Origin of the sequence: Ciceribacter sp. L1K23 (assembly GCF_018122705.1) — a bacterium.
Lineage (GTDB): Bacteria > Pseudomonadota > Alphaproteobacteria > Rhizobiales > Rhizobiaceae > Allorhizobium.
The window spans coordinates 241,872-262,402 of sequence record NZ_JAGRRC010000002.1 but is presented as its reverse complement, the minus strand read 5'-3'; the positions used below and the strand labels follow the sequence as shown (position 1 = coordinate 262,402).

18 protein-coding genes are annotated in these 20,531 nt (G+C 62.3%); 14 read left to right on the top strand and 4 right to left on the bottom strand.

Annotated elements, in window-relative coordinates:
• The first annotated feature begins 12 nt into the window (after nucleotides 1–12).
• A complete protein-coding gene (locus tag J5J10_RS20250; protein ID WP_211931489.1) occupies nucleotides 13–1,005 on the top strand; it encodes a P1 family peptidase in 993 nt (330 codons plus the stop codon).
• Between the two features lie 117 nt (nucleotides 1,006–1,122).
• Entirely contained in the window at nucleotides 1,123–2,307 is a 1,185-nt protein-coding gene (locus J5J10_RS20245) for an alpha-D-ribose 1-methylphosphonate 5-triphosphate diphosphatase (RefSeq protein WP_211931488.1), read from the top strand.
• 18 nt (nucleotides 2,308–2,325) lie between these two features.
• Here the strand turns inward: J5J10_RS20245 and J5J10_RS20240 are convergent, their stop codons facing one another.
• Both J5J10_RS20240 and J5J10_RS20235 read right to left on the bottom strand, forming a co-directional pair.
• A complete protein-coding gene (locus J5J10_RS20240; protein ID WP_211931487.1) occupies nucleotides 2,326–3,378 on the bottom strand; it encodes a dipeptidase in 1,053 nt (350 codons plus the stop codon).
• Nucleotides 3,379–3,518: 140 nt separating this feature from the next.
• A complete protein-coding gene (locus J5J10_RS20235) occupies nucleotides 3,519–4,943 on the bottom strand; it encodes an amidase (RefSeq protein ID WP_211931486.1) in 1,425 nt (474 codons plus the stop codon).
• A 408-nt stretch (nucleotides 4,944–5,351) separates the two neighbouring features.
• On the opposite strand from J5J10_RS20235, the gene J5J10_RS20230 reads away from it, so the two are divergent.
• The 8 genes from J5J10_RS20230 (at nucleotide 5,352) to J5J10_RS20195 (ending at nucleotide 14,532) form a co-directional block, all read left to right on the top strand.
• Entirely contained in the window at nucleotides 5,352–6,446 is a 1,095-nt protein-coding gene (locus J5J10_RS20230) for an ABC transporter ATP-binding protein (protein WP_249116973.1), read from the top strand.
• Between the two features lie 2 nt (nucleotides 6,447–6,448).
• Nucleotides 6,449–7,372 (top strand): ABC transporter permease, encoded by a 924-nt coding sequence (locus J5J10_RS20225; RefSeq protein WP_211931485.1) that lies wholly within the window; start codon nucleotides 6,449–6,451, stop codon nucleotides 7,370–7,372.
• A complete protein-coding gene (locus tag J5J10_RS20220) occupies nucleotides 7,365–8,168 on the top strand; it encodes an ABC transporter permease (RefSeq protein ID WP_211931484.1) in 804 nt (267 codons plus the stop codon). Before J5J10_RS20225 ends, J5J10_RS20220 begins: the two co-directional genes overlap by 8 nt.
• Nucleotides 8,169–8,209: 41 nt before the next feature.
• On the top strand, nucleotides 8,210–9,244 hold the full coding sequence (locus tag J5J10_RS20215; protein WP_211931804.1) for an extracellular solute-binding protein: 1,035 nt from the start codon (nucleotides 8,210–8,212) through the stop codon (nucleotides 9,242–9,244).
• A 69-nt stretch (nucleotides 9,245–9,313) separates the two neighbouring features.
• Nucleotides 9,314–10,486: a serine hydrolase gene (locus J5J10_RS20210; RefSeq protein ID WP_211931483.1), complete on the top strand. Its 1,173-nt coding sequence runs from the start codon at nucleotides 9,314–9,316 to the stop codon at nucleotides 10,484–10,486.
• Nucleotides 10,487–10,510: 24 nt separating this feature from the next.
• On the top strand, nucleotides 10,511–12,178 hold the full coding sequence (locus J5J10_RS20205; RefSeq protein ID WP_211931482.1) for an amidohydrolase: 1,668 nt from the start codon (nucleotides 10,511–10,513) through the stop codon (nucleotides 12,176–12,178).
• A gap of 9 nt (nucleotides 12,179–12,187) precedes the next feature.
• A complete protein-coding gene (locus J5J10_RS20200; RefSeq protein WP_211931481.1) occupies nucleotides 12,188–13,861 on the top strand; it encodes an amidohydrolase in 1,674 nt (557 codons plus the stop codon).
• Nucleotides 13,862–13,866: 5 nt separating this feature from the next.
• Entirely contained in the window at nucleotides 13,867–14,532 is a 666-nt protein-coding gene (locus J5J10_RS20195; RefSeq protein ID WP_211931480.1) for a TetR/AcrR family transcriptional regulator, read from the top strand.
• Here the strand turns inward: J5J10_RS20195 and J5J10_RS20190 are convergent, their stop codons facing one another.
• Both J5J10_RS20190 and J5J10_RS20185 read right to left on the bottom strand, forming a co-directional pair.
• Nucleotides 14,533–15,435: a sugar kinase gene (locus tag J5J10_RS20190; protein WP_211931479.1), complete on the bottom strand. Its 903-nt coding sequence runs from the start codon at nucleotides 15,433–15,435 to the stop codon at nucleotides 14,533–14,535.
• Nucleotides 15,432–16,133 (bottom strand): GntR family transcriptional regulator, encoded by a 702-nt coding sequence (locus tag J5J10_RS20185; RefSeq protein ID WP_208554070.1) that lies wholly within the window; start codon nucleotides 16,131–16,133, stop codon nucleotides 15,432–15,434. Before J5J10_RS20185 ends, J5J10_RS20190 begins: the two co-directional genes overlap by 4 nt.
• A 106-nt stretch (nucleotides 16,134–16,239) precedes the next feature.
• On the opposite strand from J5J10_RS20185, the gene uxaC reads away from it, so the two are divergent.
• From uxaC to J5J10_RS20165, 4 genes are all read left to right on the top strand, one after another.
• Nucleotides 16,240–17,640: a glucuronate isomerase gene (gene uxaC, locus J5J10_RS20180; protein ID WP_211931478.1), complete on the top strand. Its 1,401-nt coding sequence runs from the start codon at nucleotides 16,240–16,242 to the stop codon at nucleotides 17,638–17,640.
• 32 nt (nucleotides 17,641–17,672) lie between these two features.
• Entirely contained in the window at nucleotides 17,673–18,662 is a 990-nt protein-coding gene (locus J5J10_RS20175; protein WP_211931477.1) for a TRAP transporter substrate-binding protein, read from the top strand.
• A 72-nt stretch (nucleotides 18,663–18,734) separates the two neighbouring features.
• The gene (locus J5J10_RS20170; protein WP_208554460.1) at nucleotides 18,735–19,244 is read left to right on the top strand and encodes a TRAP transporter small permease; all 510 of its coding nucleotides are present in this window, start codon (nucleotides 18,735–18,737) and stop codon (nucleotides 19,242–19,244) included.
• Nucleotides 19,245–19,247: 3 nt separating this feature from the next.
• Nucleotides 19,248–20,528, top strand: a complete 1,281-nt coding sequence (locus J5J10_RS20165) for a TRAP transporter large permease (RefSeq protein WP_211931476.1) — start codon at nucleotides 19,248–19,250, stop codon at nucleotides 20,526–20,528.
• Nucleotides 20,529–20,531 lie beyond the last annotated feature (3 nt).

Sequence of the window (20,531 nt, the reverse complement as noted above, 5' to 3'; positions counted from 1 at the left end):
AAGGAGGCGACCATGGCCCTTTACAACCTGCTGACCGATATCGACGGTGTCTCCGTCGGACATGTGACCGATCTGACGCTCGGCTCCGGCGTGACGGCGATCGTCTTCGACGAGCCTGCAACCGCCTCCGGTACGGTACTCGGCGGCGCGCCGGGCGGGCGCGAAACGGCGCTTCTCGACCCGTCCATGGTGGTGCAGCAGGTCGATGCCTTTGTCCTGTCCGGCGGATCAGCCTTCGGACTTGATGCCGCCGGCGGCGTGCAGGCCGGCCTTCGCGAGATCGGTCGGGGTTTTACGGTGGGTCCGGTCAAGGTCCCGATCGTGCCGCAGGCGATCCTGATGGACCTCTTAAACGGCGGAGACAAGGACTGGGGTCTGCATTCTCCTTACCGCGACATGGGATACGCCGCGTTCAAGGCTGCATCGAAAGAGCCATTTCCTCTCGGCACCCTCGGAGCCGGCACCGGTGCCACCACGGCCACGATGAAGGGCGGGCTGGGATCGGCGAGCATGGAAACGCGGAACGGCACCCGGATCGCGGCGATCGTCGCCGTCAACGCCATGGGCTCGGCAACCGTCGGCACCGGCCCGCATTTCTGGGCCGCACCGTTCGAGCGCGCCGGCGAGTTCGGCGGACAGGGACTACCGGAGACCTTCACCCCATCAGACACCGCGTTGCGCGCCAAGGGCATAGACATCACGGCAACCACGATCGGCGCGGTCGTGACGGATGCGACGCTGACGAAGGCACAGGTCCATCGCCTGTCCATCATGGCCCATGACGGCCTCGCCCGCGCCATTCTTCCCGCGCATTTGCCCGCCGACGGCGACACCATGTTCGCGGCCGCGACCGGCCGACGGGAGCTAGCGGACCTCGCCGAATTCATAGAACTTTGCCACCTCGCAACCGTGGTCACCGCGCGCGCCATCGCCCGTGGCGTGTTCGAGGCGACGGCGCTCCCGTACGACGATGCACAGAAATCCTGGCGCGACCTGTTCACGTGAGTGGCGGCGCGCAAACCGACACAGAATCGTCATGCGACGGCGATAAGCACGGGGCCGAAACAGGTGGGTCGAGTCGATCCCCGCCCTCTCCCATGCGTTCACCGGAAAGGTCTGGCCATGCTGATGCAGATGAACTCGCAGGATCATGCGGCCGGCTCCAACGGGCGGACGGTGCTCACCAATGCCCGGATTGTTCTCGCCGACAGGATCGTCGACGGGGACGTCGTCATCGAAAACGGGCGGATCGCCTCCGTCGAAACCGGAAATCATCAGGGCCATATCATCGATCTCGGTGGCGACTACCTGATCCCCGGCCTCATCGACATCCACACCGACCATTTCGAAAAACACGTCTACCCGCGCTCGCACGTCCGCTGGGATTTCATGCGCGCCGCGCTGGCCCACGACGCCCAGATCATCGGTGGCGGCGTGACCACTGTGTTCGACAGCCTCTGCGTTGGCGCTACGACCGACAATCCCGAACGCGCCCAGATCCTGAAACCGATGATCGACGCGCTGGAGAAGGCGCAAGGAGCCGGGATGATGCGGGCCGAGCATCTGGTGCATCTGCGCTGCGAGATCACCGACGAGGAAACCCCGGCATTGCTTGCCGCCAATATCGAGCGTCCGATCGTGAAGATGATGTCGGTGATGGAGCACCTGCCCGGCATCCGCCAGAGCCGCGACATGGACGCTTACGTACACCGTGCATCCAAATCCACCGGCGAGAGCCATGAGGTCGTCCGCCGCAAGATCGAGATCCTGCTGGCCGAAAAAACCCATATCGGCGCCATGGTGCGGCCGAAGGTGGTGGCACTCGCCAAGGCGCATGGCATGCCACTGCTTAGCCACGACGATACCGACATCGAGCATGTCGACCTGGCCGCCGACGAAGGCGTGACGATTTCCGAATTCCCCTGCACGCTGGAAGCGGCGCTCGAAGCCCGCCGACGCGGCATGCTGACCGTGGGCGGGGCTCCGAACGTGGTCCGCGGCGGTTCGCAATCGGGCAACATCGCCGTTCGCGACCTGCTTCTGCAAAACCTCGTCGACATCCTGGCCTCGGACTATGTCCCGCGGTCGATGCTAGATGCCGCTTTCATGATCGCGGACGATCCGGAGCTCGACTTCGACCTGCCAGCGGCACTGCGGATGGTGACGAAGACGCCCGCTGAGGCCGCGGGCCTGACCGACCGCGGCGAGATCGCCGTGGGCAAGCGGGCAGACCTCGTCCGGATCGGACTGCACGACGGCCATCCCTATCCGAAGCAGATCTGGCGCGAGGGTATCCGGGTCTCCTGATGGGAGACGCCCCGTCTGTTATTCGTGCCAGGCCGAGGCGAATATCCTCAGCCAGTTCTCGCGGCAGATCTTCGCGAGCGCATCGTCGTCATATCCAGCGTTGGAAAGAGCATCGACCAGCATCTGGTTGCCTGAGGCATCGCCGATCGCGGCGGGAATGGTCGCTCCGTCGAAATCGGAGCCGAGCGCGACGCAGTCGATGCCCATGCGTTCGACGAGATAATCGATGTGCCGCACCATATCGGAGAGCGGCGTATCCGGGTTGTCCCGCGCATCAGGCCGCAGCATGGTCACGGCATAGTTGAGGCCGACCAGTCCCCTACGTTCACGGATCGCATCGAGCTGCCGGTCGGTCAGGTTGCGGGCGACCGGCGTCAGTGCATGCGCGTTGGAATGGCTCGCGACGAGCGGCTGGTCTGAGGTCTTCGCGACATCCCAGAAACCCTTTTCGGTGATGTGCGCGAGATCGATGACGATCCCGAGCCGGTTGCACGCGCGCACCAGATCGAACCCGACGTCCGTCAGACCTGGTCCGGTATCCGGCGACATCGGATAAGCGAATGGTACGCCATGCCCGAAGATGTTGTGCCGGCTCCAGACGGGTCCCAGCGAACGGAGGCCGGCAGCGTGAAAGACCTCCAACGCGACAAGTTCCGCGTCGATGGCCTCGCAGCCTTCCATGTGCAGCACCGCCGCGAACACGCCGTCCCGCATCGCATTGCGGATCTCTCCGGTCGAGCGGCAGAGGCGCCAGGCACCTGCCCGATCAAGTCGCAGGGCAATTGCCGCCATGTCGAGCGCGATGTCGAGCGAGCTACCCCGCTGCAACGGCGCTTCCATCGGCGTGTTGTAGTGCCCGTCGGGACCGGCTTCCTGCAGGGCAAATTCCTTCATCGACGGGATATAGATCGCGCAGAGACCGCCAGTGAGGCCGCCGGCCCGTGCCCGGGGTCCATCGATATGGCCTTCCCGCGCGCCCTCGGAGAATTCCACGACCGGATCGCTCCCGGCATGGCGTCCGCGCCATAGCCGCAACAGCACGTCGTTGTGCCCGTCAAAAACCAGATTCATGTGGAAAGACCTGTGAATGCAAAGCGATGATGTCAGCCTAAAGCAATTCCGGCCGAACTGGGAACGGGTTTTGCCGTTAGAATTGTGTCAAAACAATAGACTGGTGAAGGAAGAGGGTATTTCAAGCCCGGCAGGCGTTGTCAAAGCGCAGGCGCACGTGACAGCCAGTCGGTGTTGCGTTCATAAAGCAAGCCGAGCGACAGAACCCCGTTGTCGCCACGCGGCCGTCCGACGATCTGGATCCCTGCCGGCAGGCTGATTCCGGGACCGCCGAAGCCCGTAGGCATCGCAACGACGGGAAGACCCGCCATGCTGGGGCCTATCACCACTTCCATCCAGCGGTGATAGGTATCCATGGATCGACCGCCGACCTCGCGTGGCCAGGTCAGCTCCGCGTCGAACGGAAAGACCTGGGCGGATGGCATGACCAGCGCCTCGTAACGCTCGAAGACGGTAAGCAGATATTGGTACCAAGCGGTGCGGATGGCCGAGGCCTCGTAGACGTCGCCTGCGGGGACGCGCAGTCCTGACTCGATCTCCCAGAGAACTTCGGGCTTCAGCAATGACCTCTTCGCCGGATCCTCGTACAATGCTTTCATACTGCCGGCGCTGAGCCAGCTCCTGAGCGTGGTCCAGGCCCACCAGACCTTGCCCATGTCGAACTCCGGCACCACCGGATCGACGTGGTAACCAAGCGCCTCGAACACCGGCAACGCCGAACCACAGACATCCAAAACTCCCTGTTCAAAGGGCAAATAGCCGCCGAAATCGCCGAGCCAGGCGATCCGCTTGTCCTTCGGGTCGGGATCCGTGAGCGTGACAGCCGCTGACGGCAGCGAGGACGGATCGCGGGGATCGAAGCCCGCCTGCGTTTCGAAAAGCCGCGCCACGTCCCGCACCGAACGCCCCATCGGCCCAAGTGTCGCCAGCTGGTTCAGATAAGCGTCGCGACCGGGTAGCGACGGGATGCGGCCGAAACTCGGACGAAAACCGACGACATTGTTGAAGCCCGCGGGGTTGCGAAGGGAGCCCATCATGTCCGAACCATCCGCCACGGGCAGGAGCCGTGCGGCCAGAGCCGCAGCCGCACCGCCGCTCGATCCTCCGGCGCTGCGGGCGAGATCGTACGGATTGCGCGTCACCCCGAAAACGGGATTGTAGCTGTGCGAGCCGAAACCCCATTCCGGCGTATTGGTCTTGCCAATGACGATGGCGCCGGCTTTTTTGATCCGCTCCACCTGGATGTCGTCGTAGTCTGGAACGAAGTCGGCGAAGAGCGGCGAGCCATAGGTACAGCGGATACCCTTGGCCTCGCTCAAATCCTTGATGGCGATTGGCATGCCATGCATCCAGCCACGTGAATGTCCGTCCCGGAGTTCCCGGTCACAGGTCCTCGCTTCGGCCAGCAGAACCTCGGCCGGACGAAGACTGACGATCGCGTTGATCCGGGGATTGAACGCAGCGATCCTCTCCAGGACCGTTTCCATCACCGCCTCACAGGACAGACGCTTTCCGTGAATGGCGTCGGACAGCTCCGACCCGCCGAGCGAGGTAACCTCAGACATGGAAAATCCTTAAGCCGCTATCAGGACATGCTGACCAACATGTCGCCGACCGATGTCTTGCTCGTCAAGGCCGGAATAAGCGGTCGCGGACGGCCCGGAAACCACCCGGGAAAAAATTTCGGAACCTTGAGAAATAAAAATGGTCAAACGACCAATTTTAGTGCAGCATCCCTTTCAAACGACGACCGGAGGAAAGAGCCGGACGCAGGAATGACAGGGGAACTACCGGCTCCAAAAGGGCGCACCGCCCGGAATCGCGAGCGTCCCTGATCATTCGAGGGAGTGAACAGAAAACCCCGATGAGTGGCATGTGAATTGCGTCGAAGGACGACAAGGCAGCGACGGACCGAAAGATCTGGCGCAACCAACGGGAATATTCTGGAACGACAACGAGACCGGGGAAAAGTCTTGAGCACAAAAGAGAGCGTGGCGATCGATATCCGGGACGTGAGCCGCATTTACGGGTATGGCGAATATCAGGTGACCGCGCTCGGCGGTGTCTTTCTTCAAATTCGCGAAAACGAGTTCTTCACGCTTCTTGGACCATCCGGCTGTGGCAAGACCACGCTGCTCCGGCTGATCGCCGGCTTCGATTTCCCGACAAACGGTGAAATCCTCCTGCACGGCGAGGACATCGCGCCGCTTCCGCCCTTCAAGCGGCCGGTCAACACGGTTTTCCAGAGCTACGCGCTCTTCCCGCACATGACGGTCGCGGAGAACATCGCCTTCGGCCTCCAGATGCTTGGCCGACCAAAGGAGGAGACCAAGGCGCGCGTCGACGAGATGCTGGAACTCGTGCACATGACGCAGATGCGCGATCGGCAGGTCAGCCAGATTTCCGGCGGCCAGCAGCAGCGCGTGGCGCTGGCTCGCGCACTGGCTCCCAAGCCGAAGGTTCTGCTGCTCGACGAACCGCTCTCCGCACTCGATTACAAGCTGCGCAAGGAAATGCAGATCGAACTGAAGCGCGTTCAGGCAGAGACCGGCATCACCTTCATCTTCGTTACGCACGACCAGGAAGAAGCCCTGACGATGTCGGACCGGATCGCCGTCATGTCGAACGGCGAGGTCCGGCAGGTCGGAACCGCACGCGAAATCTACGACAGGCCAGCCGATCGTTTTGTCGCCGACTTTATCGGCGAGTCGAACTTTCTCGAGGGCTCGATCAAGGCCCGGAATACAACGACGGCGACCGTCGGTCTCGCCGCCGGCGCCGAGATCGAGGCCACACTGCCGGAAGGCGGCGCGCCAGACGGTAAAGTTACCGTCGTCATCCGACCGGAACATGCGAGCCTCGGCAAACCCGGCACCGGTCGCTTCGACGGTGTGCTGGAAGAGGCAATCTATTTCGGCACGGACACGCATTTTCACGTTCGCCTCGACAGCGGCGAAGCCTTCATCGTACGCGAACAGAATGTCCGTTCCGGAGGCGAAGAGCACCAGAAGGGCGATCGCGTTGCCGTTCAGCTCGGGCGCGACGCCGCACAGATCCTAAGGGCCTGACCATGAGCGGGGCACAAAAAGCCGCCGCCGCGGCGAAAACAAAAACGATCCGCAATCGCTGGCTTCTGAGCGGTCCGGCCCTCGTCATCATCCTGGTCGCCGCCATCGGACCACTCTTCGTCATGCTGCTTTATTCGTTCATGGAAAAGGGCGACTACGGCGACGTCAAACTCTGGCAGTTCTCTACGGAAGGCTGGGTATCCGTCTTCTTCACACGCGATATCTTCGACGACACGCTGGGTATCGCCGACGCGCATCTGGCCATCATCTGGCGCTCGATCAAGCTGTCCTTCTACACAACGATCCTCACCCTCATCCTCGGCTTCCCGACCGCCTATTTTATCGCGACGCGGCCGGCAAGGACCCGGGAAATATGGGTGTTCCTGGTCACGATCCCCTTCTGGACCAATCTCCTCATCCGCACCTTCGCCATGCAGCAGGTGATCCGCAACGAAGGCCTCCTGAACAATGCGCTGATCTGGCTTGGCATCATCGATAGCCCGCTGCAGATCATCTATACCGACACCGCCAACCTGCTCGGCATGACCTATGTCTACCTGCCGCTGATGGTGCTGCCGCTCTACGCCTCGATCGAGAAACTCGACTTCCGCCTGATCGAGGCCGGTTACGATCTCTACGCAAACCGGCTGCAGGTGCTCTGGCGCATCATCATACCCCTGGTAAAGCCGGGCCTGATCGCGGGTTCGATCCTCGTCTTCATCCCCTCGCTCGGCGCCTACGTTATTCCCCGCGTGCTCGGCGGCGGCAAGAACATGATGCTCGGCAACCTGATCGAACTGCAGTTCGGCGCGGGCCGCAACTGGCCGCTCGGCGCTGCGATCTCCATCACGCTGATGGCGCTGGTGATGATCGCCCTGCTTTTCTACGTGCGCAACGCCTCACGATCGGGGGCCGGCCATGCGTAAGACCCAATTCAACATCCGCACACAGCCCGGCTTCGGCTTCATCGCCCTCTTCACTTTCTTCGCGCTGTACCTCCCGATCGCGGCCCTCGTCGTCTACTCGTTCAATTCCGCTGAGTCTCTCTCGCAATGGGGCGGGTTCTCGACGCGCTGGTTCGTCTCGGCCTGGGACAACGATGCGGTTCAGAGCGCGGCTATTCGCTCTCTGGTGATCGCGCTCTGGTCGGCAGCGCTCGCCACGATCGCCGCGACCATGGCGGCGCTGGCGACGACGCGGACCGAACCCTATCGCGGTCTCACCTTCAAATATGCGGTCATCAACCAGCCGCTCATGGTGCCGGAAATCGTGACCGCCGTGGCGTTGCTGATCGTCTTTTCCAGGATCAAGGTCTGGACCGGCTATTCGGGCCTCGGCTACCTCGTACTCGCCCATACCGCCTTCTGTATCCCGTTTGCCTATCTTCCAATCCGGGCACGGCTGGAAAGCATGGATCTGACGCTCGAACGGGCCGCCGCGGATCTTTACGCCACGCCGTGGATGACCTTCCGGCGGGTCACGCTGCCATTGCTGCGGCCGGGCATCATCGCCGGCTTCATGCTGGCCTTCGTCACCTCGCTCGACGACGTGGTCATCACCGAGTTCGTGAAATCGGGCGGACAGGATACGCTGCCGACCTACATGCTGGGCCAGCTGCGCCGGGAGACCACGCCCGAAATCAACGCCATCGCCACGGTCTTCCTGGCCCTGTCGGCGGTGCTGGTCATGATTTTCTTCTTCATCAACAAACGAAAACAATAACAAACCGACATCCGAGCAAAAGAGAGGAACGGACTATGAAAATGAAATGGATGACGACCACCGCGACAGCGGCGATCACACTGCTGGCCTTTGCCGGAACCGCCTCGGCAGCCGGCGAACTGAACATCTACAACTGGGGTGACTACACCAGCCCGGAAATGATCAAGAAGTTCGAGCAAACCTTCGACGTGAAGGTGACGGTCACCGACTACGATTCCAACGACACGGCGCTTGCCAAGGTCCGCGCCGGCGGCCACGGCTTCGACATCGTCGTGCCTTCGGCCAACTATGTTCCGATCTGGGTCAAGGAAGACCTGCTTCTCGAAGCCCGTCCAGACCAGATGGAAAACTTCAAGAACGTCGATCCCCGCTGGGTCGATGTCGCTTGGGATCCGGGCCGTCACTACACCGTTCCGTGGCAGTGGGGCCTGACCGGCATCGGCGTCAACACGGCCGTCTACAAGGGCGACATCAATACCTCCGCGATCTTTCTCGATCCGCCGGAAGAGCTGGTCGGCAAGATCAACGTCGCACCCGAGATGAACGACGTGCTGTTCGCCACCATCAAGTATTTCGGCGGCGACTGGTGCACAACCGACAAGGACGTGCTGCGCAAGGTGCGGGACAAGCTGGTCGAGGCCAAGGCCAAGTGGCTCGCCATGGACTATAGCGTGACAGAGAAGCTGCCGACCGGCGACTACGCCGCCGTCTACTACTGGAACGGCGCGATCATGCGCTCTCGCGAGAAGAACGCCGACGTCAAGTTCGGCTATCCGAAGGAAGGCTTCCCGTTCTTCATGGATAGCGTCGCGATCCTCAAGGACGCCAAGAACGTCGAGAACGCCAAGCTGTTCATGAACTTCATCATGGATCCGGAAAACGCGGCGATGATCTCGGCCTTCGCCAAGTATGCCAACGGCATCAAGGGTTCGGAACAGTTCATGCCGCCGGAAATGCAGACGGCACCGGAACTCGTCGTCCCGGCCGAGTTCGAGTCAGCCGGTGAATTCCTGCAGAGCTGCGAACCGCCGGTGCAGGAGCTCTACACGAAGATCTGGACCGAACTGCAGAAATAAGCCGTCCGATCCAGCGATATGAACGACACGGGAGGGTGCCATCACCCTCCCGACGGATTTTCTTTTGCCATGACAACAGAATTCGAGAAGCGCTACGGTTTTGCCCGCGCCGACGTGACGCTCGCCAACTGGCGCAACACCCCCTACAGCCGGTGGAGCTTCCACAATGTCGAGGAGATCGTGCCGACGGCACGGATCGCCTGCAGCGTGGAGACCCCTGAAACGGAAGTCGTGTCCGACCTGCTCGACCAGCCGATGGATACCGGCCTCGCCTCGGCGACCACGCCGCGCGCTTTCCTCGAATACGCCCACACGGACGGCTTCGTGCTGATGAAGGCAGGCAAGATCGTCGCCGAATATTATGCTGCCCATTCCGGCATCGAGAAGAGCCACATCATCTTTTCGATCAGCAAGTCGATGACCGCGCTGATCTTCGGCATTCTGGAGGCTGACGGCGTTCTGGACGCCGACAAGCCTGTGGTGCACTACCTGCCCGAGGCCGCCGGCAGCGCCTATGGCGACTGCACCTGCCGGGACGTGCTCGATATGCGGGTCAGTCTTCGTTTCGAGGAATCCTACCTGAACCTCGACGGCGACTACGGTCGCTACCGCCGGGCCATGCTGTGGAACCCGCCTCTCCCGGGGCAGCCGGTCGATACCATGCTGGGGCTGCTGACGAGCCTGAAGAAGGGCGATGGACCCCATGGCGGCCCGTTCCACTATCAGTCACCGAATTCGGACCTGCTCGGCATCATCATTGAACGCGCCAGCGGCCGCAGGATCGCCGACCTGATGTCGGAACGGCTTTGGAAACCGATGGGTGCGCTGGGCCATGCCTCGATCACCGTCGACGGCGTCGGAACCGCCCGCACCGCCGGCGGCATGAGCATGCGGGCGCGCGATCTGGCTCGGGTTGGCGAGATGCTCCGACTTAATGGCGTCGCGAACGGCAATCAGGTCGTGCCGACCGCCTGGGTCGCGGACATGCAGACGGCCGGCAGCCATCAGGCCTGGGTCGACGGCGACGAAACCTTCCTGCCCGAAGGCCGCTATCGCAGCCAGTGGTACCAGTCGGGCCTCGAAGACGGCGCCTTCTGCGCTATCGGCATCCACGGCCAGTGGCTCTATGTCGACCCGTCCACCGAGACGGTGGTCGTCAAGCTGTCGTCGCAGCCCAATCCGCTCGACGACGAACTGAAACAGGACAACTTCGCCTTCTTCCGCGCGCTCTGCCGCGTCTGACCAGGCTTTATCGGAACGAGATACATGAGCAAGGCCGACATCATCATCAAGAACGCCGTCGTGCTGACGATGGACAAGGACAATCCGAAAGCCGAGGCCCTAGCGCTCTCCGGCAACCGGATCACAGCCGTCGGCAGTCTGTCGGAGGTCGAAGCCTTCGCGTCGCCCGCCACGAAGATCCTCGACGCCGGCGGCGCGACCGTCATGCCGGGCTTCAACGAGGCCCATATGCACATCTTCCCGGGCTCCGTCTCTCTGCGGCAGCTCAACCTCCATGGCGTGCAGGGGTTCGAGGCCCTGAAGGAAAAGATGCTCGCCTATGCCGCCCAAAATCCCGACGAGCCGTTGCTGATGGGCTTTTCCGCCGACTATTCGATCATCGGCCTCAACGAGCCTTGCACCCGCCAGCATCTCGACGCCATCATCTCCGACCGTCCGTTCATGATGTTCGCGCCTGACCACCACACGGCCTGGGCCAACACGATGGCGCTCGAAAAGGCGGGCCTCCTTCACGGGAAGGACGTCGGCATCGGCAACGAGGTGGTCATGGGCGAGGACGGGTTGGCGAGCGGTGAGCTGCGCGAGGGCAATGCCTTCGGCCCGGTGGCTGCACTCGCTTCCACGGGCGGGCGCGAGGAACTCGGCATGGTCACCGGCATGGACCCGGAAAACGTGACGCCAGAGCAATACGCCCTCGACCGCGCCATCCTGAAGAACGGGCTGGAGTACTGCGCCTCCTGGGGCGTCACCTCGATCCAGAACTTCGATGGCAACCACTACCAGCTCCGCATCATGCGCGACCTGGAACAGGCGGGCGAGCTGCCCTGCCGCATCCGCATTCCCTTCCACATGAAGAACTTCATGGATCTCGCCGAACTGGACAAGGCGGCCGAGTGGAAACGAGAGTTTGCGACCGACATGCTGCGCGGCGATTTCGTCAAGGTCTTCATGGACGGCGTGCTCGACAGCCAGACGGCGTTCATGCTGGACGGTTACGGCGACCGCCCCGGCTATACCTACGAGCCCCTCTTCACCGCCGAGGCCTTCAACGCGATCGCGACCAAGGCCGACGCACTGGGCCTGCAGGTTGCCGTGCATGCAATCGGCAGTGCCGCCATCCGCCAGACGCTCGATGGATACGAGGCCGCCGTGAAAGCCAATGGCAAGCAGGACCACCGTCACCGCATCGAGCATATCGAGGTAATCCATCCGGACGACATCCCGCGCTTTGCCGAACTCGGCATCGTCGCCTCCATGCAGCCGGTCCACTATCCCGGCGGCACCTGCTTCCCGGCGGAGCCGACCACCGACAAAATCGGCGAAGACCGCTGGGACTATGCCTATGCCTGGCGGACGATGAAGGAGGCCGGTGCCACCGTCGTCTTCGCCTCCGACTGGCCGGTCTCGCCCGTCTCTCCGTTCCAGTGCATCCAGGACGCCCTGACCCGCAAGCCGTGGAAGGACGGCCTGAAGGACCAGCGGTTCACGCTCGAAGAATCGCTCGAGGCCTACACCTCGATCGGCGCCTGGGTGGAGTTCATGGAAGACCGCAAGGGGGTGCTGAAGCCGGGCTTCCTCGCCGACGTTGTCATCCTCACGCACGACATCGAGAAGGTGCCGGCGGACCAGATCATGGATACGGTTCGCGCCGCCGTCACGATCTGCGACGGACGCATCACGCACCGGGCCTGAGAGAGTACCATGGGACAAGCAGCCGACATCATCATCCACAACGCCCGCATCCTGACCATGGATGAGGCGTCACCCGTGGCGCAGGCCATCGCCATCGCCGGCAACCGCATTCTCGCGGTCGGCGACGACGCGGAAATTCAGGCGCTCGGGACATCGGCGACACGCATCGTCGACGCCGCCGGGGCGACGGTCATGCCGGGTTTCAACGAAGCCCACATGCACATCTTCGGCGGCTCCGTCGGTCTCGGCGAGCTGTCGCTCTTTCAGCTGAAGGGGTTCGATGCCCTCAAGGCGAAGGTGCGGGACTACGCCGCCAAGAACCCGGAACTTCCACTGCTGGTCGCCCAATCGGCCGACTATACGATCCTGTCGGAGGAGGAGCGCGTCACGCGCCATCACCTCGACCGCATCATCCCAGACCGCCCGTTTCTGATGTTCTCCCCGGACCACCACACGGCCTGGGCGAACACGATAGCCTTGGAAAAGGCCGGGATCCTCCATGGCCGCGATGTCGGCGTCGGCAACGAGATCGTCATGGGCGATGACGGCCTCGCAACCGGAGAATTGCGGGAATCGAACGCGATCAGGCCAGTTTCCGGCATGAGCGCGACGGGTGGCCGCGAGGGTCTCGGCGTCGGCACGGGCGGCGACCCCAATCACGTCACGCCGGAAGAACGGGCCGGCGACATCGAGGTTATCAAGCGCGGCCTCGCCTATTGCGCCTCGCATGGCATCACCTCGCTCCAGAACATGGACGGCAGCCTCTACCAGCTGGAAATGCTGCAGGAGATCGAGGACACCACAGGCCTTCCGGTGCGGGTCCGCATGCCCTACCACATGAAGAACTTCATGCCGCTGAGCGATCTGCAAGAAAAGGCAGCAGTCTGGCGCGAACGCTTCGACAGCGACAAGCTGCGCTGCGACTTCGTCAAGATGTTCATGGACGGCGTCACGGAAGGCGAGACGGCCGTCTTTGTCGATGACTACAGCCACAAGCCCGGCTGGAAGGGCGAACCGCTGTTTTCGGCGGAGCATTTCAACCGGGTTGCCGTGGAGGCCGACCGCCTTGGTCTCCCGATAGCGGTCCATGCTATCGGCGATGGGGCAGTCCGCATGGTGCTCGACGGCTACGATGCGGCCCAGCAGGAAAACGGTCGTAGCGACCGCCGCAATCGCATTGAACACATCGAGGTCGTCCACCCGGACGATGTTGCCCGTTTTGCCGCCACCGGTACCATCGCGTCCATGCAGCCCACCCATCCGCCGGGATCGGCCGGCCTGCCGCTGGAACCCTATCTCACCTATATCGGCCGAGAACGCTGGCCGCATGCCTTCGCCTGGAAAGCGCTGAAGGACGCAGGGGCGACCGTCGTCTTTTCGACCGACTGGCCGGTCTCGCCATTGCCGCCGCTGAGCTGCATCCGCGACGCGATGACCAGAAAGCCCTGGGCCGACGACATGCCGGATCATCGTCTTACGCTTGAGGAAACCCTGACGGCTTACACGCGGACCGGCGCCTGGGTCGAATTCATGGAGGATCGCAAGGGCATGTTGAAGCCGGGTTATCTCGTGGATGTCGTGATCCTGTCCGCCGATATCCACTCAGTCTCTCATGAAGCTATCGCCGACATTCCGGTACGGATGACGATCTGCGACGGTCGCATAACCCACGAGGCAGCCTGACGACGATGGATGAGCCAGCCGACGCGCAAATCCGCAAGCCCGGCCTTAAGGGAGCCGGCGGTACCCGAAAGGGAGTGGAAACGCGCGCGAGGATCATCCGGGGTGCCCGCGAGGTGCTGGAGAGCGGCGGCATAGAGGCGCTGACGACGCGCAAGATCGCTGCCAGCGCAAACGTTCGCCTGGCGACGCTGCACTATTATTTCGACAGCAAGGAAGCTATCCTGCTCGCCGTTCTCGACGAAATGATCGCGGATATGCGCAGCCGCTATCATACAGCGCCGCTTGTCGGGACACCGGAGGAGCGGATTGCCACGCTGCTCCGGCTCATCTGGTATTACATCGGCGAGACGAAAGATCGCCAGCTGGCGCAGATCGAACTCACGCTCTACGCTTTGAGGACCAAAGGCTCCGAATGGCTGGCCGAGCGTCAGTATGCCGCCTATATCGATTTCTACAGCCAGTTCATCCTGGATGATCCGCGCATGTCGGAAGAGGACCGCTTGCGGATTTCGCGCGCCGTCGCCCGCTTCATGTTGATCGGCATCGACGGCCTGATTCTGCAGAATTTCGCGTTGCACGACGAAGCCATCGCGCGGGAAAGCGTCGAAGTGCTGGTCGAGGCGACGCAGGCCTATCTGCGGCGCCTCTACAGGTCAAATCAGGTGGAGTGATCAGTCCGCTATGTCGACGAGAGCGCCGCGCTTCTGGACCACTTGGGCGGCCAGACGCGATCCCCTCTCGATCGAGGTCCGAAGTCCGGCACCGCCAAGCCGCGCGGCTATGAAGCCCGCGTTGAAGCTGTCCCCAGCGGCGGTCGTGTCGACCACGGTCTTCACGGCAACCGGTTCGTAGGTCGCGGCCTCCTCGCCGTCCTGCGCATAAACGGTCCCGGCGCCGTTTTTCACCACGACGCAGCCCACCCCAAGCGCCCGATAGCGAGCAATGGTCGCTTGCGGATCGGTATCACCGAACTCCCGCTGATCTTCGTCGAAAGACGGAAGCACGATGTCAGCGACGCTGGCGGCAGCCGTGATCGTATCACGCATGGTCTGGGCATCTGGCCACAACCGCGCCCGCATGTTCGGGTCGAAGACGATCGTCGCGCCATTGCCCCGCGCCGTTTGCAGCGCTGAAAGAAAGGCGTCCCGATCCTCCGCGTCAATGATCGCCATCGTGATACCGGAAAAGAGAACGAGCGAGCGTCCGGCAAGGGCTTCGGCGAGAGCCGCCCTGTCTGACGCTAGCCGCTTGGCGGCTGACGTGCCACGCCAGTAGATGAAGCTCCGTTCGCCGTTTGCGAGTTCGATCATGTAGAGGCCGACGGTACGGTCGGAAAGGCGGCGGATGTGGCTGGTGCCAACGCCGCCATCGCCCATGAACGCGATCATCCGGTCCGAAAGGCCATCCGTACCGACAGCCGTGTAATAATCGACGGTCGTTCCTTCCGGCATCAGCCGCGCCAGATACCACGCCGTATTGAAGGTATCGCCGGCAAAACCCCGGCTGTAGAGCCCATCCTGGGTGGGCGCCATTTCCACCATGCACTCGCCGATGGAAACCATGCTGCCTGTCATCGTTCATCCTCTGCAAAATAGCTGCCGTGACTATCACGGATGCGGCCGATGATCGACTTGATTCGGTAGAGATGCTCGCGCATCACGGCGGCGGCGCGATCCCCATCCCTGGCGCGCAGGGCTTCCAGGATCATCTTGTGGTCGTCGAGCGCTGTCTGCGCGCCGAAGGAAAGGCTGAGATAACGCACGCGGTCCATATGGGCCTTGCTGTCGCGGATCAGCGCCCAGGCAAACTCGTGCTCCGATAGATCGCATATCTGCTTGTGGAAATCGTCGTCGAGCGAGTGGAACAGCACCTTGTCGGCGGCATCGACCGCCTTCTGCTGTTCGACGATCAAGGCCTCGAGGCGGTCGATCTGGGCGTCGGTCAGACGCTCGGCCGCCGCGCGGACGGTCTCCATTTCAAGCGCTGTGCGGATGAAACGCGCCTGCATGACTTCCCGCACGGAAATATAGGTCACCACCGTTGCCCGTTGCGGACGGATCAGCAGGAAGCCGAGTTGCGACAGGCGGTAGAAGGCGTCTCTGACAGGCTGTCGCGACACCCCCATGTATTTCGCGACCTCAACCTCGGACAGCTTCGTTCCAGGCGGCAGTTCGAGCTCGACCACCTGGTGATAGAGGCTCTCGAACACCTGATCGGTCACGGACGGAAGCCGGCTCACCTCTACCGTACGGAACTGTACCTGGTCAGCCATGCAAACCTCCGTTGACTCATGCTGCATACTAACATATTAGATGACCAGCCCAATGCAATAACTCTTTCTTCATATGTATTTTACGATCGGTTGGGAGGCCATCGGAATGCTCGACGAGGACCGGCTTTTCCCAAGTGAATCAAGGACAAGGGGAATTGCACGCGACCTCTATGCCGGCATTCGCGATCTGCCCATCGTAAGTCCGCACGGACATACAGACCCCCGCTGGTTCGCCGAAAACAAACCCTTCCCGGATCCGGCGCAGCTCTTCGTCACGCCGGACCACTATGTCTTCCGCATGCTGTGCTCACAGGGGATCGCGCTGACCGACCTTGGCGTGCCGAGAATCGATGGCGGGCCGACCGAAACCGACGGACGGAAGATCTGGAGGCTCTTCGCGAAGAACTACCATCTCTTCCGAGGCACCCCGAGCCGCATGTGGCTGGACCATGCTTTCGAGACGGTATTCGGCCTGTCACAACGGCTTTCCGCCGAAAATGCCGATCATCACTACGATCACATCGCCGACTGCCTGTCCAAGCCCGAGTTCCGCCCGCGTGCCCTGTTCGAGCGGTTCGACATCGAGGTGATCGCCACGACGGAAAGCGCGCTGGACGATCTGCGCTGGCACGAGATGATCCGTAAGTCCGGCTGGAAGGGCCGCGTTGTCACCGCCTACCGCCCCGACAGCGTCGTCGATCCAGAATTTGAAGGCTTTCGCGCCAATATCGAGCGCTTCGGCGAACTGGCGGGAACCGACGCGACGACGTGGACGGGCTATCTCGAGGCCCACCGCATTCGCCGCGCCTTCTTCAAGTCCTACGGCGCCACGAGCTCCGATCATGGCCACGCGACCGCAAGGACGGAAAATCTGGCACAGCAGGAAGCCGCCGCCCTTTTCCAGAAGGCGCTGGCAGGCAAATGTTCGCCCGAGGAAGCCGACGTCTTCCGGGGGCATATGCTGACCGAGATGGCGCGCATGAGCCTGGAGGATGGCCTTGTCCTGCAGATCCACCCCGGTTCCTGGCGCAATCATTCCGCCGAAGTCATGGCCCGCCACGGCCGCGACAAGGGTTTCGACATTCCTACCCGCACCGACTATGTGAAGGCTCTGAAGCCGCTGCTTGACGCCGTCGGCATGCAGCCGGAGCTGACTGTCATCGTCTTCACCCTCGACGAGACGAGCTATTCCCGCGAACTCGCCCCGCTTGCCGGCGCCTATCCGGCGCTGAAGCTTGGGCCCGCCTGGTGGTTCTTCGACAGCCCGGAGGGGATGCGCCGCTACCGTGAGCTGACGACTGAAACAGCCGGCTTCTACAACACCGTCGGCTTCAACGACGACACCCGTGCCTTCTGCTCGATACCTGCGCGTCATGACGTCGCGCGGCGGGTGGATTGCGCCTATCTCGCAACTCTCGTGGCCGATGGGCGGCTCGCGGAGGATGAGGCCCGCGAGGTCGCGCACGACCTCGCATATCGACTTGCCAAGCAAGCATACCGGCTCTGAGGAACGGCCGGTCTAAAACGGAGGAGTGAAACATGAAATTGATGAAGACAATCGGCCTGGCGATGCTGGCATCGGCTGCCATGGTCATGGCAACGGTCTCTACCCAGGCGGCAGAACGCGTTCTGCGGTCGTCCGACACGCATCCGGACGGCTATCCGACGGTCGAGGCCGTCAAGCAAATGGGCAAGCTGCTCGAGGAGAAGACCAATGGTCGTCTCGGCGTCGAGGTGTTCCATTCGGCTCAGCTGGGCCAGGAAAAGGACACGATCGAGCAGACCCAGTTCGGCGTCATCGACTTGAACCGCGTGTCGCTCGGGCCGTTCAACAACATCATCGAGGAAACTCAGGTTCCCTCGCTGCCCTATATCTTCCGTTCGGTCGATCACATGCACAAGGTGATGGACGGCCCCATCGGCGAGGAAATCCTGAAGGCGTTCGAGGCTCATGACCTCGTCGGCCTCGCCTTCTATGATGGTGGCTCGCGCAGCTTCTACAACTCGCAGAAGCCGATCACGTCGGTCGATGACCTGAAGGGCATGAAGTTCCGCGTGATGCAGTCCGACATGTTCGTCGACATGGTCGGCGCGCTCGGTGCCAACGCCACGCCGATGCCCTATGGCGAGGTTTACTCCTCGATCCAGACCGGCGTCATCGACGGTGCCGAGAACAACTGGCCGTCCTACGACAGCTCGGGCCATTTCGAGGTTGCCAAGTACTACACGCTCGACCAGCACCTGATCGTGCCGGAAGTGCTCGTCATGTCCAAGAAGACCTGGGACAGCCTGTCGGCCGAAGACCAGGCTGCGGTGAAGGAAGCCGCCAAGGAATCGGTTCCCTACATGCGTGACCTCTGGCAGGCGCAGGAGAAGAAGTCGGAAGAAAAGATCCGCGCTGCCGGTGCGGAAATCGTCACCGATATCGACAAGACGCCGTTCATCGAGGCGATGAAGCCGGTCTATGACAAGTATGTCACTTCGGACAAGCTGAAGGACCTCGTCCAGCGCATCCAGGAAACCCAGTAAGTCAATGCCTTCGCCTGCCGCCCACTGGGCGGCAGGTTTTCTTGCCTGGAGAGAACGACCTTGCAGACCACCATGAAAAGCCTGGCGCGATGGATGGACGTCGTGTGCCGGATTGCACTCTGGACAGCCGGTATCGGCCTGGTCCTCATGACAGCCTTTATCTTCGCCCAGGTCTTTTGGCGCTATATCCTGAACGACAGCCTCACCTGGAGCGAACCGGCCTCGGTGATGATCATGGGCTGGTTTATTTTTCTTGGCGCTGCGGTCGGCATCCGCGAGGGCTATCACCTGTCCTTCGACGTTCTGCTCTACCTTCTGCCACAACGCGGGAAGGAGGCGATGCACACCATCTCGGACCTTTTCGTCGCCGCTTTTGGCGGAGGCATGATCTTTTACGGCAGCCAGCTTGCCCTCAAGACGGCGGGGAACGCCATTCCAAGCCTCGGTATATCCGGCGCCTTCGACTTTATCCCGATCGCGGCCGGCGGTGTTCTGGTGCTGCTCTTTTCGATCGAGCGCGTCCTGCGCCGCGCGGCGGGCCTTTCAACTGCACGCTTCGGCGAAGCCGAGGTAGAGGACTGAGCGATGGAATACTGGGTTCTTTTTGGTTCGTTTGTTTTTCTCCTTCTGATCGGCACGCCCGTCGCCTTCTGCCTCGGCGTCTCCAGCTTCGCGACGATCCTCTATCTCGGGCTGCCGCCGGTGGTGGTGTTCCAGCGCCTGAATTCCGGCGTCTCGGTCTTCGCCCTGATGGCCATTCCGTTCTTCATTTATGCCGGCGACCTGATGGTGCGCGGCGATATCGCCCGGCGGCTGGTGGCCCTGGCCGGCTCCCTCGTTGGCCATCTTCGCGGCGGCCTCGGCCAGGTCAACATCCTGGCTTCCGTCATGTTCGGCGGCGTGTCCGGCTCCGCAGCGGCTGACGCGTCGGCCGTCGGCGGCCTGATGGTGCCGCAGATGAAGGCACGCGGCTACGATGTCGACTATGCCGTCAACATCACCGTCGTCGGCTCGATCATCGCCCTGATGATCCCGCCCTCGCACAACATGATCATCTATTCTATCTCCGCCGGCGGCAGGATCTCGATTGCCGATCTCTTCACCGCCGGCATCATCCCTGGCTTCCTTCTGGCACTCTGCCTGATGGTCGCCGCCTGGTTCGTGGCCAAGCGTCGTGGCTACCCGACGGAATCATTCCCCGGCCTTCGCGCCATGGGCAGCCTGTTCGTCTCGGCCGTGCCCGGCCTGATCCTGATCGCGATCATCTTCGGCGGCGTCCGGTCCGGCATCTTCACGGCGTCCGAATCCTCCAACATTGCCGTCGTCTATGCTCTTCTTGTTACCTTGCTCGTTTATCGCACGTTGAGCTGGGAAGACTTCAAGGAAGCGACCTTCGCCGCCGTTCGCACCACCGCCATGGTCCTCATGGTCATCGGCTGCGCCGCGGCCTTCGGCTGGCTGCTCGCCTATCTCAAGGTTCCGACCGCGATGGTGGCGCTGCTGCAGGGCATCTCGGACAATCCGATCGTCATCCTGCTGCTGCTCAACGTCGTGTTGCTCATCCTCGGCACCTTCATGGACATGTCGCCGCTGATCGTCATCACGACCCCGATTTTCCTGCCGGTTGCCACCGCGTTCGGCGTCGATCCGGTGCACTTCGGCGTGATCCTGATCCTCAACCTCGGCATCGGCCTGTGCACGCCGCCGGTTGGAGCTGTGCTCTTCGTCGGCTGCGCTGTCGGGCGGATCACAATCTGGCAGGCCATGCAGACGATCTGGCCCTTCTACGGAGCTGCCGTGTTCGCCCTGCTGATGGTGACCTATGTCCCGGCGCTGTCGCTCTGGCTGCCCTCGCTGTTCCACTAGGAG

What these genes read in the sequence shown, in the direction of transcription:
- J5J10_RS20250 (WP_211931489.1), top strand. Translation starts at nt 13, where the DNA reads ATGGCCCTTTACAACCTGCTGACCGATATCGACGGTGTCTCCGTCGGA.
- J5J10_RS20245 (WP_211931488.1), top strand. Translation starts at nt 1,123, where the DNA reads ATGCTGATGCAGATGAACTCGCAGGATCATGCGGCCGGCTCCAACGGG.
- J5J10_RS20240 (WP_211931487.1), bottom strand. Translation starts at nt 3,378, where the DNA reads ATGAATCTGGTTTTTGACGGGCACAACGACGTGCTGTTGCGGCTATGG.
- J5J10_RS20235 (WP_211931486.1), bottom strand. Translation starts at nt 4,943, where the DNA reads ATGTCTGAGGTTACCTCGCTCGGCGGGTCGGAGCTGTCCGACGCCATT.
- J5J10_RS20225 (WP_211931485.1), top strand. Translation starts at nt 6,449, where the DNA reads ATGAGCGGGGCACAAAAAGCCGCCGCCGCGGCGAAAACAAAAACGATC.
- J5J10_RS20220 (WP_211931484.1), top strand. Translation starts at nt 7,365, where the DNA reads ATGCGTAAGACCCAATTCAACATCCGCACACAGCCCGGCTTCGGCTTC.
- J5J10_RS20215 (WP_211931804.1), top strand. Translation starts at nt 8,210, where the DNA reads ATGAAATGGATGACGACCACCGCGACAGCGGCGATCACACTGCTGGCC.
- J5J10_RS20210 (WP_211931483.1), top strand. Translation starts at nt 9,314, where the DNA reads ATGACAACAGAATTCGAGAAGCGCTACGGTTTTGCCCGCGCCGACGTG.
- J5J10_RS20205 (WP_211931482.1), top strand. Translation starts at nt 10,511, where the DNA reads ATGAGCAAGGCCGACATCATCATCAAGAACGCCGTCGTGCTGACGATG.
- J5J10_RS20200 (WP_211931481.1), top strand. Translation starts at nt 12,188, where the DNA reads ATGGGACAAGCAGCCGACATCATCATCCACAACGCCCGCATCCTGACC.
- J5J10_RS20195 (WP_211931480.1), top strand. Translation starts at nt 13,867, where the DNA reads ATGGATGAGCCAGCCGACGCGCAAATCCGCAAGCCCGGCCTTAAGGGA.
- J5J10_RS20190 (WP_211931479.1), bottom strand. Translation starts at nt 15,435, where the DNA reads ATGACAGGCAGCATGGTTTCCATCGGCGAGTGCATGGTGGAAATGGCG.
- J5J10_RS20185 (WP_208554070.1), bottom strand. Translation starts at nt 16,133, where the DNA reads ATGGCTGACCAGGTACAGTTCCGTACGGTAGAGGTGAGCCGGCTTCCG.
- uxaC (WP_211931478.1), top strand. Translation starts at nt 16,240, where the DNA reads ATGCTCGACGAGGACCGGCTTTTCCCAAGTGAATCAAGGACAAGGGGA.
- J5J10_RS20175 (WP_211931477.1), top strand. Translation starts at nt 17,673, where the DNA reads ATGAAATTGATGAAGACAATCGGCCTGGCGATGCTGGCATCGGCTGCC.
- J5J10_RS20170 (WP_208554460.1), top strand. Translation starts at nt 18,735, where the DNA reads ATGAAAAGCCTGGCGCGATGGATGGACGTCGTGTGCCGGATTGCACTC.
- J5J10_RS20165 (WP_211931476.1), top strand. Translation starts at nt 19,248, where the DNA reads ATGGAATACTGGGTTCTTTTTGGTTCGTTTGTTTTTCTCCTTCTGATC.